A 15,318-nucleotide genomic window follows, 5' to 3' on the forward strand; every position below is an offset into this window, starting at 1 on the left:
CTCAGGGTGGCGTAAGATGTGCATCCAAGGGTTCACGTCCTTGGGAGTGACAATGTCCTGGACGTACGCGTCGGACAGGTTGTGAGACCAGGGACAGGTCACGCGGCCGCTCGGCGACCGAAGAAAGATCGCGGCGCGTTCGGCGTTCGTTAAGAACAACAAAGCACGCCCGATCGTTATGACCGCCGGTTCGACCGACCTGGCGTTGTCGAGCATCTCGGTGGCAGCGGCCAAGCGGGCTGACAGTTCACCATACTGCCCAACGTTACCAGGGCCCCCCTTCTCGGTGGGGGCAGGTGTCTCTTGCTCGTGTCCGACGGTACTGTGCGCGTCTATGACCATAAGTGTCCGCCCGGAGAGAACCCTACCCTTCGCGATTTTCCGTTGTGGTTGACGCACATGTGCGACGGCCAACCCAGTAATACCCGGTCCGCGAGGTTCCCAGACGAGGCATCTTGGGTGAGTGCACACCGCATCAAGGCGCAGATCAACTGGAAGAACGTTTGAAGGGCGGTCCTTCAGCGAGGCAGGGTTCTCGGAAGTATCCCGCAAGTTCTGCTCGCCCCGAAAGCGGTTCAAAGCGCGACTCATGCCGCGGCCGGTGCTTTCGGCGTGCAAGCTTTTCAACGGAACCGGTCTGCGAAATTGCCGCCGGGGGGCGCGTCAGAGGAACGGGTTCACCGCCCGAACGCTTCCATAGAGGCGGTCCTGCTCAAAATCCTCGGATACCAGCTCCGAAAGGCCGAAATGTTCCGCGTATGCCCACAGATGCGCATCGAACCAGGACAATTGATACGCTACCGCGCCGCGCAGAGCCGTTCTCAACAGCATCTCATCGGGGTACAGGACCGTAAATTGCGTCAGCATTTCCTCTGCTTCCCGGACCGCGTCTTGCGCCGGCAGTAGTGGCGCCGCGGAGCCCAGCGGCCGGGTCACCGCTGCCACAAACTCCATGATCGCCTGATGGGGAACACGTATCGAATCTTCTGCGATTCCGCGTCTCAGAATCTCAGTCGCGATCTTCTGGCGGGCTGGGAACCGCGCGTCGAAGCGATAGACAAGGATGTTCGTGTCAACGAGGACCGCCACGACGATACAGGTCCTCCCGACTCCACCCGCGAGTTTGCGCCGATGCCGCGTGAGCCTGTTTGTTTCGCTTCAACTGCCTGACGGTGGCCAGGTCGAAGCGGCGAAGCCGTTCGGCGGCGCTCAATGTCTTGATCTTCTTCCCCGGGGGAACGACCCGAATCACGTCGCCGGACACGAGCCATTCGATCTCGTCCCCCGGGCGAATGCCATAGTGGTCCGCGACCGTTTTCGGAACCGTAACCTGAAGCTTCGACGTTACCTTCGGCATATCCTTACTCTAGCAATGACACTATCCTTGTCAAGTACGCCTATGAGAGTCCCCCAGAACCCGGCCACCAGTCTTACCAATAAATTAGGCACAAGTTACACTGGCGGGGACCAGCATGTAGTCGACTGGGTGCCACTCCCCTCGCGGAGCGGCTGCCAACAAGTGTACGATGATCGTGGTCGGAAGAACGCGGGCGGACGTGGTTCCGCGTCGATCTTAGCGCGTTGGGGGGCTCGCCACAGTCACTTATTGGGAGGTGGGCGACGTTGGAGTACGCGCTGAACACCATGAACGTCATCTCACAGAGCGTTGTTCCAGTCGCTAACGGGTTGCAGGATGAGCTGTCGCAGGCTCTCGGCCAAGTCACTGGGTCCGTGCATCGGGTTATCTACGACGCTTGGCCCACGGCAGGCACTGGCGGCGGAGGCGTTCCGGCAGTCTACATGATCGCGGGCGCTATGCTTTTCGCTGTCGGGTATTTCACGTTGCGCCGCGCGTGACGATCAGGCGGGGGGTGCTCACGGCGGCCGCCCGTCGATTCAGAAGGTGTTGGTGCGCTTTCCCGCCCGCTCACTGTCCTCCGGCTTCGGGATGGTACTGCTCCGGCGCGGGCGAGGGAAGAGGGGAGGCCGGCCTCGTCGTGCCGCCCCCCGGCGCCACCACGCCGATCGCCACCACGGTGGCGTAGCCCGTCGCCTGTTTGTCGAGCTGGATCTCGAACCACACGCCCAACGCACCGTACCGCAAAATCGCCCGCTGCGACGCCGTGTCGACGGTGACCGCGGACGGGGCGCCCAGCGCCGCGCGGATGTCGGGCCCCGTGTTTCCGGTGTGCAACCCGCCGGCCGTCGTGTATCGCTCATCGCCCATGATGACGACGCGGTCGACAACCCCGCCCTTCGTGACGTGGACCGCGAACCCGTGTTCCGCCGGCGCGTCGGCCCACCGGTAGGTGACGCCGTCGGCCGCCGCTTTCTTGCTCGTGGAGGCGCCGGCGATCGCCGTGACCTCGGCGAGTTTCATGCCGAGCCGGATCGCGCCGATGCTCCGGCCGGGGACGATCGATGCGGGCTCTCCCGGTGAGGCGCGGACGGCGACCATCTGAACGGAGCGCGAGGGGACAGCCGTCGCGGGCGCCCTCTGCGGAGCAGGTGCGGGTGGCGCGGATTGCGGCGGCGATGTCTGGGGCGGCGCCGCCGATGCCGCGGGCTGCGCCGCGGCCGCGCCCACGATAATCGAGTAGACCTTGCCGTTCAGTTTCGCGTCCTGTGCACCCGACGGAATGTAGAACAAGATGCCGGGATACCGCAGGACCTCGAGCCGGCCCAACGTCGTGCTCGGCAGCGATGCGCTCTCGAGCGGCGCGCCCATGACTCCGCGAACGTCGTCGGCCGCGACCCCGTCGCGCAGCCCCCGCGCCGTCGCATAGCGCGGGTCGAGGTTCACGCCGACGTTCTTTGCCCTGCCGTCCGTGTCGAACCATACGCCGAGGCGCCCGCTTCCCGTCGTCTTCCAGGCGAGCACGGTTGCGCCGGTGACGGGATCGGCCGTCGACCGGAGTTCCCGGCCGAGCGCGGCCCGAATCTCCACGACCGTCATCCCGAGGCGCACGGGCCCGATGCTCTCCCCCGGCACGATCAAGAACGCCTGCGCGACTGCGGCGGTCTGCGCGAATGCGCCGGCCGGAACGCACAACGCCAGCGCGAGCGCCGTCACCGCGGTCATGAGTCGATTCGAAAGTTGTCGCAACGGGCTGTTCCTCTTCTGGTCGGCCGTCCGATCGACCGGCCTCTCCCGGGTATTCTACTCGCCGCCGGCACGCCGGAAAAGGGGCCCGGCCCCAGGGCCGACGACCGGCGCTGAGGAAGTGCATCGGTGCATGGCGCCGGCCAATCGTTCCGAAGCGAATCCTCGGGTCTTGCTACTGCTCAACAACCTGCTGCAGCTGGTGACGAACTGCGCCTGGTACATCGGAACGCCCTTCATCTCGCTCTATCTCGTGTCGCACGGTGCGTCCGTCGGGGCTGTTGGGGCGGTGGCCGGCCTGTCCGGAATCGCACCGCTCGCCATCGCGCTACACCTGGGCGGTCTCGTCGACGAGCGCGGCCCGACGCTTGTGTTTGTGGGGTCCGTCGTGCTGTTCGGACTCGGGGCGGCGATGCTGGCCGCGTTTCCCGGGATCGTCGAGGTCACGGTCGCCTACACGCTCCTGATCGCTTCGAATACCGGGCTCGCCGTCGCGTCCCAGGCCGTCGTGGCCGGCGCGAGCACCGACGCCACGCGCATCAGAAATTACGGCTACTACGCGGTGTCGTACTCCGCCGGCGCCGTCGCGGGGCCGGTGATCGGCGGATATCTGGCCGCGCGGTTCGGCTATGCGGCCGCGTTCCTTGCGATGGCGCTGTTCATGGCGCCGTCGCTCGCCGTCGCGGCGGTGATGCGGGTTCCCCCGGCCGCGGATCGGCGCAGCGTCGCCGCGCGGGCGGTTCACACGGTGATCGGGCCGATCTTGAAGGAACACGGGGTCGCGGCGGTGATGTTCGTCTCGAGCATCATGAACTGCGCGCAGGCGCTGCAGGGCACGTTCTATCCGCTGTACCTGTCGCACGTAGGATTGTCGCCCACGCTGATCGGGGTCGCGATTGCCGCCATCAGCGTGGCGTCGATGGCCGTCCGCATGCTTTTGGCCGGCGCCGTCGCGCGGTTGGGGCAGAAGGGCGCCTTGGTCGGTGCGATGGCCCTCAGCGCGGTGGCGTTCGCCGTAACGCCGATTGCACGGAAGTTGGTCCCGCTGCTCGGCGTGTCGGCGCTGATGGGGGCGAGTCTCGGGTTTACGCAGCCGCTGTCGATGAGCCTGCTGGCCGAGTCGGTGGCTCAGCCCTTTTGGGGCGCCGCGTTCGGGATTCGGCAGAGCGTGCAGCGGGTGGCCAGCATCGTCAGCCCGCTGATATTCGGAGTCGCGAGCACGGCCCGGGGCGTGGAATTCGCGTTCTATCTCGGCGCGCTGGTGCTCGCCGGCGCTGCCGGCATCACGGCGAAGGTGACCGACGGGTTCGGCCGCCGTCCCGAAGAGTAGGGTCCCGCGGCCTGTCGCCCGATCCTAGCCGCGCGCGACGATGCGGCAGAACGCGGCGGCTACTTCCGGGTCGAAACGCGTCCCGGACTCACGCTGGAGCCCCGCGATCGCGTCGCGATAGTAGAGTTTCGGAACGCCGGGGCGGCCCGTAATCATTTCGCCGTAGGCGTCCACGACGGCCAGAACGCGAGCACCGAGAGGGATCGCCTTCCCTGTGAGCCGGTCCGGATGCCCGGCGCCATCCCAGCGCTCAAAACGGTGACGGAGAATCGTCGCAACGTCGTTCAGACCGTCGGCGTCCTTGAGCATCTGATGAGCGATGGCCGGTTCTTGTCTGATCATGCCGAGCTCGTCGTCCGTCGGCGCCGTCGCCTTTTTCAGCGTCGCTGCGGGTACGTCGATCTTGCCGATGTCGTGGAGCAGCGCGGCCCGGCGCGTCGACGCCACGTCCTGATCGGAGCACCGGAGCGCGCGCGCGAGCGCTTCCGCCCACTCGGCCAGACGCTTGCCGTAGTCCGCGATGTGGCCGTTGTGCGCATCCAGGTGCCGCGCCACCGCGACAATTTGCTTGTCTATGTCCGATACATTCGCCACGCCCACCCGGCCGACGAGGTCGGCATAGGTCGTCGCCACGGGTTCCACCTCGTGGACCGGCGGGACCCGTTTCTCTTCCGTTCCGGTGAACTGCCGGTCCTTGGCCGGTGCGGCGTCCGCCGCCCCCGGTGGCGCGGCCGGCTGCGCGCGCTCTGCGTCCAGCGCCCGGCGCTCGGCGCTGAGGCGGACGGCCTCCGCCTCCAGCGCCCGCCGCGTTTCCGCCAGGCGGTCCTTCTCCGCGGCGAGAATCGCCTGCGAATCCGCGAAGCGCCGGGTATCCGCCTCGAGCGCGGCTCGGTCGCCGGCGAGCCGGACCCCTTGCGCTTCCAGGTCTCGGCGCAGCGTTTCGAGGCGCGTATGCTCCTCGTGCAGCCGGGTACGATCCGCCGCGAGGCGCGTCTCTTCGCTCGCGGCTTCGGTCCGGGCCGCGGTCAGCCGTTCGCCGTCGCCCTCGTGTCGGGCTCGTTCAGCATCGAACGCTGCGCGGGCTTCCGCCAGCCGTACCCGTTCGACCTCGACTTGGCGTTGCACGCCGGCCAGCCGGTCGCGCTCGGCGGCATGGCTGCGCTGCGCTTCGGTGAGGCGCCCCCGTTCGTCCGCGACCTGCTGCTGCTCGGCCGCGATGCGCCGGCGTGCCTCCGCCGCGTGTGCCTGGGCGGTCTCGAGCTCCTGCCGCGCCGCCGCGAGCTTTTCGCGTTCGCCCGCGAGCCGGTGCGCGTCGGCCTCCAGCGCGGCGCGCTCCGCTGCGAGTCCGGCCGCTTCGGCGGCCGCGGCGGGTTGGGCCGGAGTCGACGGTCTGTCCGCGACGGCGGGGCCCGTCGGCGCGCGGCGCGGCCACCCCGCTCCGGGCGCTTGCTGCGTGTCGCGCCGGACCGGGCCGCCGGCGGGCGAAGGGTCCTCGCCGAGGACGGCTGTCGCCTGCGCCGCGAACGCACGCATCGTCTGCTGTTCCTCTTCGGCGCACTCGTGCGGCGTGTCGTAGTAGCACGCCAGCGCTGCCGTGACGCGGCCGTCCCGGCTGAGCGGCCACACGAACATCGCCCGGAGGTTCTCGCGTACGAACCGGTCAAGGAGCGCCGCGTGATCGGAGGACAGCGCCAGCACGTCGGGCACGATCCACGGCGCGGGATCGACTCTCCGCCGCGTCTTCGGCAGATCCATGCAGGTGAGCTCCGGATGGCGGAGGATGTGAATCCACGGGTTGACGCCGTCCGGCGTGGCGAGCTCGGCGACGTACTGCTCCGACAAGTTGTGCGACCATGGGCAGGTCACGACGCCGGTAGGCGAGCGGAAGAAGATCGCGGCGTGGTCCGCCTCGGACACGACAAGGAGGGCTCGTGCGATCGCGGCGACGGGAGACTCGGCCGGTGCTCCGCTCCTGAGCATCTTGCCGGCTTCGGCAAGACGGGTCGCGAACGCAGGCGGTGGAGCGTCGTCTTCCGGCGCCGCACCTCCCGGCGTCTCCGCCGCGGGCCGCGCGTCTCCTGCGTTTTCCACGCTCGCTCCGCCGCCTGTGGAAATCAGGCTCGACGCTCTCCGCGGCAGGCGTGGGCGGGGCGTTTCATCGAACGGCGGAGGTGTACCCGGACGCTCGCGCGTCTCGAGCGCCGGGCGGCGGGACCGCCATCACATGCGCGGGCGCCTGGACGGAGGCCGGGTGGGCCGGCTGCCAGTAGAAATGGTAGGCCAGGAACGCCGAAGCCGCCGCCAACACCAGCATGCTCGTGCGGTCCAATTCGTACAGGCCGAACACCCCTCCGGCCAAGAGCGCCGTGAAGATCGCGATCGCCGCGGCCGGCCACAGGTTGAAGATCCCGTTCATCATGCGTTCGCCCCAGTAGGATTCACCGGTGTCCAGTTGAGCCTGCGCGACACCGATACCCACGATGCTGACGATGAGCAGCGTTGCGATCACGACCATAGACAGCTGGCGTACCGGCATAGTTTCTCTCCCCCCGGCCGCACGCAGGCTGAAATCAAGGTTCGGCATGGTCATACCCCGGCGGATCGGCTTTCGGACGCGGCAGGGAGGAGGAGCGGCGAGGTGCCCCGGGGCGGCCCTGTTCCGTGCCGCGGAAGTGAGGACCGCCCAGGCGCCGTTGCGAATCTTTATACGCAATGTCGGGCGTGTTGGAACGCATCCGCCTCGCCGGCGACTTCCTGCGACGGAGTCGATGGACCGCGGTGTTGACCGGCGCCGGCGTCAGCACCGAGTCGGGGCTCCCGGACTTTCGGTCGACGCCGTCGCCCCGCCGAGGCGGCGGGTTGTGGACCGGGGTGGATCCAATGCGCGTGGCTTCGGCGACGGCGTTCGCGCGCGACCCCGACGCGTTTTACGAATTCTACCGGCGGCGCCTGTCTCACCTGGCGGGCGCCGAGCCCAATCCGGCGCACCGGGCGATCGCGCGGCTCGAGGCGATCGGCCTCGTTCAGCTGGTGATCACCCAGAACGTGGACCGGCTTCACCAAGCGGCCGGCTCGCGAGAAGTTGTGGAAGTGCACGGCAATCTGGCCGAAGCGCGATGCCAGTCGTGCGGCACGGTCGCGCCGGTGGGGGAGATGACGCGGCAGCTCGAGGCCGGCGGCCGCCCGCGATGCGCGGCCTGCGGCGGCCGGCTCAGGCCGAACGTCGTGCTCTTCGAGGAGATGCTGCCGGCGGCGGCGTACGGCCGCGCTGAGGACGCGTGCCGGCGCTGCGATGTGCTGCTGGTGGCGGGATCGTCCCTCGAAGTCTACCCCGTCGCGGGACTGCCGCGGCGGGCCAAAGAGCACGGCGCGACGATCGTCATCGTGAACAGGGAGCCGACGACGTGCGACGGCCTTGCAGACGTCGTCCTCCGGGGGCAGGCGGGAGAGATCCTTCCGGACATCGTCAGGACCGTCGAGCAGGGAACGGTATGGCCGCACCCGCCGCAAGACCCAGGAAACCGCCGAGGCTAGACCCGGCGCACCACTAGAACGCGCCCTGTTTCCGCAGCCACTTCCAGAACGCTGCCGGCACCGCCATGGTACTCAGCCGGCCCTGGCGCACCAGCGGCAGGCCGTCAAACTCATGCGATTCTTTGATGTCCCGCAGGGTCACCCGCCGCTTGGCGTGCCCGACGTACTTGAAATCCGCCTCCCACGATCGCGGGTCGTCCTTGGCCGGCCGCGGCGGCGACACGACGGTGGCCAGGCCGGCGACGGCCGTCTCGGGTCCCGAATGGTAGATGATGACGGTGTCTCCGGGCTTCATCGTTTTGATCGCGTTGACGGCGGCCGGGTTGCGCACGCCGTCCCACACCGCCGTGCCCTCACGCTTGAGGTCGTCGATTGAGTATTCGCTCGGCTCGGTTTTCGCGAGGAAGTATGCCACCACGTCACCTCCGATTCCGTTCTTCTTCGAGATGGATCGTCCGCTCTCCGCGCTCGGCCGGCGGCGGCAGGATGCGATCCACCGCGAGCGAGAATCACCGCCGTACGGCGGCGTTGATCCGGTTACCGGTGGGTTCGGACGAGTGACGCCGGTTCGGGAGGGTTGACATGGCCGAGGTGAAGGTGACCCAAGCCAGCCGCGTGGTACCGGGGACGGGCGTGGTCGTCGACGCCGCGGGGCAGGCAATCGCGGTATTCAACGTCGGCGGGACGTATTACGCGATTGCCAACGCCTGTACGCATCGGGGCGGACCGCTTGGCGAGGGGCGCTTGGACGGGACCACGGTTACCTGCCCATGGCACGGCAGCCAGTTCGACGTAACGTCCGGCCAGGTGCGGCGGGGACCCGCGCAGCAGCCGGTCGTCTCGTATCCCGTGCGGGTGCAGGGGGATGACGTCTTGGTATCGCTCCCGTGAGATGAAATAAACGATCCCGAGCGCCGTCAGCGGGTCCGCCCACCACCTGCCGAGCGCGCTAAGAGAGTCAAGGGCGCGCGCCGCCAGTAGCCGGCCGTTCTCATCTTGCAAATGGATGAGCGGCGTACACCGCCCCTCCCGCGTTTACGGTGACAATACGCGCCGAGGGCGGCGCGGGACCCCGGAAAAGGATAGGCCCCCCCGTTTTCCAGAAGACCCTTCGAGGTGCGGACGTCTCGCGCGATCGCGGGTCCTGCTCGCGCGGCCACCGTCACAACGTTGTTCGGAGCCTGGAGCATATGACACCGCAGTCGCGCGTGTCGGGGACCGTCCTCGCCCGATGAGTTCGCCGGCCCCCGCCGCACCGGTATACGCGATCGTCGGCACGCGCCGGCCGCGCATCGACGCGGCCGCCTTCGCCCGCGGCACCGCCCGTTACGCGACCGACACCGCGGCGCCGGGAATGCTGCACTGCCGGCTTCTGTACGCACAGCGGGCTCCGGCGCGGATCACGGGCCTCAGCGTCGAGGCCGCGCGGCGGCTGCCGGGCGTCCTGGCCGTGGCCACGGCCGCCGACGCCCCGTCGATGCCACCGACCGGCATGAGCATCGCCGCGAGGCATTTGTTCGCACGCGACGACGTCAGGACGATCGCGGACGTGATCGCCGCCGTGGCCGCCGTCGACGACGAGACCGCGCGCCGCGCCGTGGAGTTGATCGAGGTCGCGTACGAGGACCTGCCGGGCGCGTTTACGCTCGAGACGGCACTGGCGCCGGGCGCGCCGATGGTGCATCCCGGGAAGGCCGAGTATCCGGGCGCCCAGTGGCTCACGCGCTACCGGGTCGCGGAGCCCGGCAACGTCGCGACGCATTTCCGCCTGCGGAAGGGGGACGTCGCGGCCGCGCGCGCGCACGCGCACGTCGTCGTGCACGGCCGGTTCCAGACGCAGCGGATGGAGCATTTTTCGATGGAGCCTCACGCCGCGGTCGTCAACTACGATCCCGCGACGCAGCGGGTGACCCTGTGGGCGTCCACCGGCAAGCCGTTTCGGACGATCATCCAGATGGGCGAGCTGCTGCGGCTGCCGATGAATCGCGTGAACGCGGTCTACGTGCCGACCGGCGGCGACTTTGGCGGCAAGGGCGAAGTGACGATCGAGCCGTACTGCGCGGTGCTCTCGATGATGACCGGCCGTCCGGTGAAGGGCGTCTACACCCGCGAGGAAGAGTTTTTTGCCGCGACCTGCAAGACGCCCTTCGACATAACGATGGCGCTGGGCACCGACGGCGACGGCCGGCTGCTCTTTGCCGAGGGTGACCTCCGGCTCGATACCGGCGCGTACAACTCGATGCCGGCGATGGTGGCCACGTACGCCGCGATCCTGTTCGAGGGGCCCTACGCCGTGCCGAACGTCGCCGTCGATGCGCGCTGTGTGTTTACGCACAACGTGATGAGCGGGTCGTTCCGCGGATTCGGCAGCCCGCAGGTCGCGTTCGCCCGGGAGGCGCTGCTCGACGAGGCGTCGGTCCGCCTCGGCCTCGATCCCGTGGAGATCCGGCTGCGCAACGCGTGGACGACCGGCGCGGTCACGGTGATGGGGCAGGTGCTGCGTCCCGAGCGGCACAGCGTCACCGTGCGCGACACCATCACCGCAGCGGCGGACGCGGCGGGCTGGCGGGCGCGCCGGGCCGGCGCCGCGGCGCCCGGGAAGCCCGGCTCGAGAACGCGGCGGGGCATCGGCGTCGCGACGGCGCACCACGCGCTCGGGGGCCCCGCGGTGATCGGGACGGACACGGCGACCGCCTTCGTCAAGGCCAATCCGGACGGCACGGTGACGCTGATCACCGGGGCGGCCGATGTGGGCCAGGGCATCGACACCGCGCTGGGCCAGATCGTCGGCGAGGAACTCCGGGTGCCGGCCGGCCGGATCGCGATTGCGATGAAGACGACGGACGGCGTGCCCGACGATCAAGGCGCCTCGGCGAGCCGCACCATGTACTCGGTCGGCAACGCGGCGCGGCACGCGGCGCTCAATCTGAAGGAGAAGCTGCTCGGGCTCGCCGCGGAGATGCTGGAGGCGGACCGGCAGGATCTGGAGTGGGGGCAGGGCGCGGCGTATGTTCGGGGGATGCCGGCCCGGGCGTTGACGCTAACCGATCTCGTCCGCCACTCGATGCGACTACGCGGCGAGCAGCCGATCGGCTCCGGCGTGCACCACGGCCACGGCGTCGCGCTTGACGAACGCGGGCGGGGCGAGGTGCAGAGCTTCGAATATTCGACGCAGATCGCCGAGGTCGAGGTCGATCTCGACACCGGTGCCGTCCGCGTGCTGCGCCTCGTGAACGCGCAGGAGGTCGGCCGCGCGATCAACCCGCTGATCGTCGAAGGGCAGATCGAAGGCGGGATGGTGATGGGCCTCGGGTTCGCGCTCTTCGAGGAAGTCGTCTGCAGCGACGGCCAGGTGTTGAACCCGTTTGCCTTCGACTACCGTGTGCCGCGGGCGGAGGATACGCCGGAGATTACGACCGTGCTGCTCGAGCACCGCGACCCGATCGGCCCCTACGGGGCCAAAGGCTGCGGCGAGATCTGCATGGATCCGACCGCCGCGGCGATCGCCAACGCCGTGGCGGACGCGATCGGCGCGCGCGTGACCTCGCTGCCGATCACGCCGGAGAAAGTGCTGCGGGCCCTCCGCGGCAAGGTCGGCCGGTGACGGGGACGCCGGACGCCGTGACACGGCGACTGCCGGATCGCGCACCAGAGGCGGCCGAGCGGCGTCGGGCGGCCAACGCCGCGGCACTCGCGCGCCTCACCGCCGGCCATCCGTTCCTGATCGACGTCCGGGCGGCCCTCGATGTCGTCCCGGGGATGACGCCCGATCTCATCCTCCACGCGGGTCCGCCCCTCGACTGGGATGAGATGGTGCCGCCGATGCGCGCGGCCGTGCAGGGCGCGCTCGTTCACGCCGGACGCTGCGCCACGCCCGCGGAGGCCGGCGCGCTCGTTCGGGACGGCCGCGTCCGTTTCGCGCCGGCCCACGACCACGGCATGGTGGGGCCGATGGCCGGTGTCGTGTGCGCCGCGATGCCGGTGTTCGTGGTGCGCAACGAGGCCCACGGCAACCTCGCGTTTGCGACGATCAACGAAGGCCTCGGTCGCGTGCTGCGATTCGGCGCCAACGATGAGACGGTCCTGGAGCGGCTCGCCTGGATCCGGGACGTGCTGGCGCCTTCGCTCGCCGCCGCCATCCGCCGCAGCGGGCCGGTCGATCTCCGCCGGATGGTGTCGGAGGCGCTGCACCGCGGCGACGAAGCGCACAACCGGAACAAGGCCGGCACGGCGCTCTTCATCCGCCACGTCGCGCCCCATCTCTGCCGCGCCGTGGACGGCGGCGTCGCGGCCCGGTGCCTCGAGTTCATCGGCGGCAACGATCACTTCTTCCTCAACCTGTCGATCGCGCACAGCAAGGCGCTGACGGACGCCGTGGGAACGGCGCCGCACAGCAGCCTCGTCACGGCGATGGCGGGGAACGGGGTGCGGTTCGGCCTGCGGGTGGCGGGGCTCGGCGCGGAATGGGTCACCGCGCCGCCTGATCCGCCGGTCGGTCGGATGTTCCCGGGGTTCACGCGGGACGACGGCGTCCCGCTGATGGGCGATTCCTACGTCTCGGAGGTCGCGGGGATCGGCGCGTTTGCGCTCGCGGCGGCGCCGGCGATCGCGGGTTTCATCGGCGGCACCGCCGGCGAGATGACGGCGCATACGCTGAGGATGTACGGGATCACGCTGGGCGAGCATCCATGGTACACGATTCCGGCGCTCGATTTCCGCGGCACCCCGGTCGGCATCGACGCCGAGGCGGTCGCGGCGACCGGCGTTCAGCCGATTCTCAACACCGGAATCGCCGGCCGGCGAGCCGGGGTGGGACAGGTCGGCGCCGGCATCGCGGCGGCGCCGCTCGCGTGCTTCGCGGCCGCCGCCGCCCGTCTGGACCGATGAACACGGGGAGGTCCTAGCGTGCTGCAGCCGTTCCGACTGCACGAGCCCACGACCGTGGGCGAGGCTTCCGGCCTGCTCGCGCGGCTCGGCGACGAAGGCCGCATCTACGCGGGCGGCACCGAACTGCTGCTGGCGATGAAGCAGGGCCTGCTGCGCTATTCGGATCTCGTGAACATCAAGCGCATCGGGCTGGACGGTATCGCGTTCGATGAAGCGGCGGGGACGCTGCGCGTGGGCGCCACGACCACTCACCGGTCGGTCGAGCGGTCGCCGGCCGTCGGCGCGCGCTACCCGATGCTCGCGGCGATGGAGCGGCACCTCGCGAACGTCCGCGTGCGGGCCGTCGGCACCGTGGGCGGGAATTTGTCCTTCGCGGAGCCGCACTCCGATCTCGCGACGGTCCTGCTGCTTTACGGCGCGACGGTCCGGATCGGCGGGGCCTCCGGCCCGCGGGTGATCGGCGTGGCGGAGCTGCTGGTCGATGCGTATACGACGTCGCTCGCGCCTGATGAGCTGCTGCTCGGGATCGATATCCCGGCGCTCCCCGCCGGGGCCGGCGCGGACTATCGCAAGTTCGCGTTTTTCGAGCGGCCGTCGGTCGGCGCCGGCGCGGCGTTGATACCTGGACAGGGCGGTGCCCTCGCGGAGGCCCGGGTGGCGGTGGGCTGCGTGGGGCCCGTGCCGCGCCGCGTCGCCGAAGCCGAGTCCGCGCTCGCCGGCGTATCCCTGCGGAACGGCGCGTTTGAGCGCGCGGCGTCGCGGGCGGCCGAAGCCGTGCGCCACGCCTGCGATCCGGTCGACGACCTGTACGGCTCGGCCGAGTATAAGCGGCACCTGGCCGGCGTGCTGACGGAGCGCGCGCTGGCCGCTGCGCGTGACCGGATTCTGGCGCGAGGGCGGCACGGGGAGGGCCGAGGATGATCCGGGAAGAGCGCCCCGGCGGCGAGCCGGCGGCGCCGCAACACGTCGCGATCGAGGCGCAGGTCAACGGCCGTCGAGTCCGGGGCAACGTGCCGGCGCACCGGACGCTGTTGGATTTTCTTCGCGAAGACCTCGCGCTGACCGCCGCCAAGCGGGCGTGCGACGTGCAGGTCTGCGGCGCCTGCACGGTCCTGGTGGACGGCCTCGCGGTGAGCGCCTGCACGTACCTGGCGTTCGAGATCAACGGCAGGTCGGTTGAGACCTGTGAGGGTCTTGCCCGTCCGGGGGAACTGCACCCCATCCAGCGGGCGTTTGTGGACGCCGGGGCGCTGCAGTGCGGGTACTGCACGCCCGGCATGGTCATGATCACGAAGGCGCTGCTCGCCGACCATCCGCGGCCATCGGTCGAGCAGATCAAAGAGTATCTGCACGGCAACATCTGCCGCTGTACCGGCTACAAGAAAATCCTCGACGCCGTGCTCGCCGCGGCCGGGGCGAAGTAATCAGTCGAACCGAGGAGGCGATATGAAGAGATACTTGGTGGCCCGCAGTGGGATCGCGCTCATCGTCGCGGCGGTGCTGGTTGTCGGGCTCGCGGGAATCGCGCTGCCCCAAACCAAGTACACGGTGCGGTTCGGCATCGTCGGCGTGCCGTCGACGACATACTACGCGCCGCTCGTCGTCGCACAACAGAAGGGCTTCTTCGCACAGCAGGGGGTGGAGCTGAAACAGACCGTGATCGGGCCGGACGACAATCTGGTCCGGGCCGTGGCCGGCGGGGCGCTCGACCTCGGCATTCCCGAGGCGAGCATCGCCATCAACGGCAACGCCCACGGGGCGCCGGTCAAGGTGATCGCCTGCCTCACAGACCGGTACCCCTACAACCTCTTCGCGCGGCCCGGTATCAAGTCGTACGCGGACCTGAAGGGCAAGACGATTTCGCATTGGACGGTTGCGCCGGAGGCCAGCACGGCCCTGATCCGTCGGCTCATGACGGGCGGCGGGCTGAAGGACGGCGAGTACAACCTGATCGCGGGCGGCGGCCTGGCGGCGCGTTACGCGGCGCTGAGCAAGGGCGCCGTCGACGCGGCCATCCTGACCGCGCCGTTCAACCTCCTCGCGCGGAAGGACGGCATGACCGACCTGGGCGGCCTGTTCGACATTCCGGCGGTTTTCGCGTGCGTGGTCGACAATACCAACTGGGCCGCGCGCAACCGCGACGCCACCGTGGCGACGTTGAAGGCCCTGATCATGGGTTTCCGCTACACCGCGAACACGGCGCACAAGGACGAGGTCGTGAAGATGCTCTCGGACCTCGGGCACCTGGATCCGGCCGTTGTGGGTCAGACCTACGACCAGTTCTACCGGACGCAAACCTATCTCACGAGCTGGGATCTTGCGCCGAGCCCCCGCTCGATGCAGGGCGTCGTAGACATTCTGGCGGGCCTCGGCCAGGTCCCGAAGGGCGCCAATGCGCAGCGCTACTTCGACCTGTCATACTTGAACGCCGCGCTGGCGCAGGCCGGCAAGTAGTTCCGCGGCA

General features: G+C 69.3%; 14 protein-coding genes. 8 read left to right on the plus strand and 6 right to left on the minus strand.

The features are described 5' to 3' along the window. Window positions 1-663: 663 nt before the first annotated feature. From VFL28_07430 to VFL28_07440, 3 genes are all read right to left on the minus strand, one after another. A complete protein-coding gene (locus VFL28_07430) occupies window positions 664-1,089 on the minus strand; it encodes a PIN domain-containing protein (protein ID HET7264482.1) in 426 nt (141 codons plus the stop codon). Continuing rightward, window positions 1,073-1,357, minus strand: coding sequence for an AbrB/MazE/SpoVT family DNA-binding domain-containing protein (locus tag VFL28_07435; GenBank protein ID HET7264483.1), 285 nt, complete (start codon window positions 1,355-1,357; stop codon window positions 1,073-1,075). The genes VFL28_07430 and VFL28_07435 overlap by 17 nt, the downstream gene beginning before the upstream one ends. A gap of 570 nt (window positions 1,358-1,927) precedes the next feature. After that, window positions 1,928-3,082, minus strand: coding sequence for a hypothetical protein (locus VFL28_07440; protein ID HET7264484.1), 1,155 nt, complete (start codon window positions 3,080-3,082; stop codon window positions 1,928-1,930). A 154-nt stretch (window positions 3,083-3,236) separates the two neighbouring features. Between VFL28_07440 and VFL28_07445 the strand changes: the two genes are divergently transcribed. Then, window positions 3,237-4,433 carry an MFS transporter gene (locus VFL28_07445; protein HET7264485.1) on the plus strand — a complete coding sequence of 399 codons (1,197 nt, stop codon included), beginning with the start codon at window positions 3,237-3,239 and terminating at the stop codon, window positions 4,431-4,433. A gap of 24 nt (window positions 4,434-4,457) precedes the next feature. Here the strand turns inward: VFL28_07445 and VFL28_07450 are convergent, their stop codons facing one another. Continuing rightward, window positions 4,458-6,524, minus strand: coding sequence for an HD domain-containing phosphohydrolase (locus VFL28_07450; protein ID HET7264486.1), 2,067 nt, complete (start codon window positions 6,522-6,524; stop codon window positions 4,458-4,460). A gap of 64 nt (window positions 6,525-6,588) precedes the next feature. Beyond that, on the minus strand, window positions 6,589-6,969 hold the full coding sequence (locus VFL28_07455) for a hypothetical protein (GenBank protein ID HET7264487.1): 381 nt from the start codon (window positions 6,967-6,969) through the stop codon (window positions 6,589-6,591). Between the two features lie 185 nt (window positions 6,970-7,154). On the opposite strand from VFL28_07455, the gene VFL28_07460 reads away from it, so the two are divergent. Next, window positions 7,155-7,967, plus strand: coding sequence for an NAD-dependent deacylase (locus VFL28_07460; protein ID HET7264488.1), 813 nt, complete (start codon window positions 7,155-7,157; stop codon window positions 7,965-7,967). Window positions 7,968-7,980: 13 nt separating this feature from the next. Here VFL28_07460 and VFL28_07465 read toward each other — a convergent pair whose 3' ends face one another. Further along, the gene (locus tag VFL28_07465) at window positions 7,981-8,382 is read right to left on the minus strand and encodes an EVE domain-containing protein (GenBank protein ID HET7264489.1); all 402 of its coding nucleotides are present in this window, start codon (window positions 8,380-8,382) and stop codon (window positions 7,981-7,983) included. Window positions 8,383-8,549: 167 nt separating this feature from the next. On the opposite strand from VFL28_07465, the gene VFL28_07470 reads away from it, so the two are divergent. The 6 genes from VFL28_07470 to VFL28_07495 all read left to right on the plus strand — a co-directional run bounded on the left by VFL28_07470 (window position 8,550) and on the right by VFL28_07495 (window position 15,308). After that, window positions 8,550-8,858: a non-heme iron oxygenase ferredoxin subunit gene (locus tag VFL28_07470; protein HET7264490.1), complete on the plus strand. Its 309-nt coding sequence runs from the start codon at window positions 8,550-8,552 to the stop codon at window positions 8,856-8,858. 340 nt (window positions 8,859-9,198) lie between these two features. Beyond that, window positions 9,199-11,571 carry a xanthine dehydrogenase family protein molybdopterin-binding subunit gene (locus tag VFL28_07475; GenBank protein ID HET7264491.1) on the plus strand — a complete coding sequence of 791 codons (2,373 nt, stop codon included), beginning with the start codon at window positions 9,199-9,201 and terminating at the stop codon, window positions 11,569-11,571. 17 nt (window positions 11,572-11,588) lie between these two features. Then, the gene (locus tag VFL28_07480; protein ID HET7264492.1) at window positions 11,589-12,854 is read left to right on the plus strand and encodes a DUF1116 domain-containing protein; all 1,266 of its coding nucleotides are present in this window, start codon (window positions 11,589-11,591) and stop codon (window positions 12,852-12,854) included. 18 nt (window positions 12,855-12,872) lie between these two features. Further along, on the plus strand, window positions 12,873-13,775 hold the full coding sequence (locus tag VFL28_07485; protein HET7264493.1) for a xanthine dehydrogenase family protein subunit M: 903 nt from the start codon (window positions 12,873-12,875) through the stop codon (window positions 13,773-13,775). Beyond that, window positions 13,772-14,278, plus strand: coding sequence for a (2Fe-2S)-binding protein (locus tag VFL28_07490; protein HET7264494.1), 507 nt, complete (start codon window positions 13,772-13,774; stop codon window positions 14,276-14,278). The genes VFL28_07485 and VFL28_07490 overlap by 4 nt, the downstream gene beginning before the upstream one ends. 22 nt (window positions 14,279-14,300) lie before the next feature. Then, the gene (locus tag VFL28_07495) at window positions 14,301-15,308 is read left to right on the plus strand and encodes an ABC transporter substrate-binding protein (GenBank protein HET7264495.1); all 1,008 of its coding nucleotides are present in this window, start codon (window positions 14,301-14,303) and stop codon (window positions 15,306-15,308) included. The last annotated feature ends 10 nt before the right edge of the window (window positions 15,309-15,318 follow it).

Source organism: bacterium (genome assembly GCA_035691305.1).
Lineage (GTDB): Bacteria > Sysuimicrobiota > Sysuimicrobiia > Sysuimicrobiales > Segetimicrobiaceae > DASSJF01.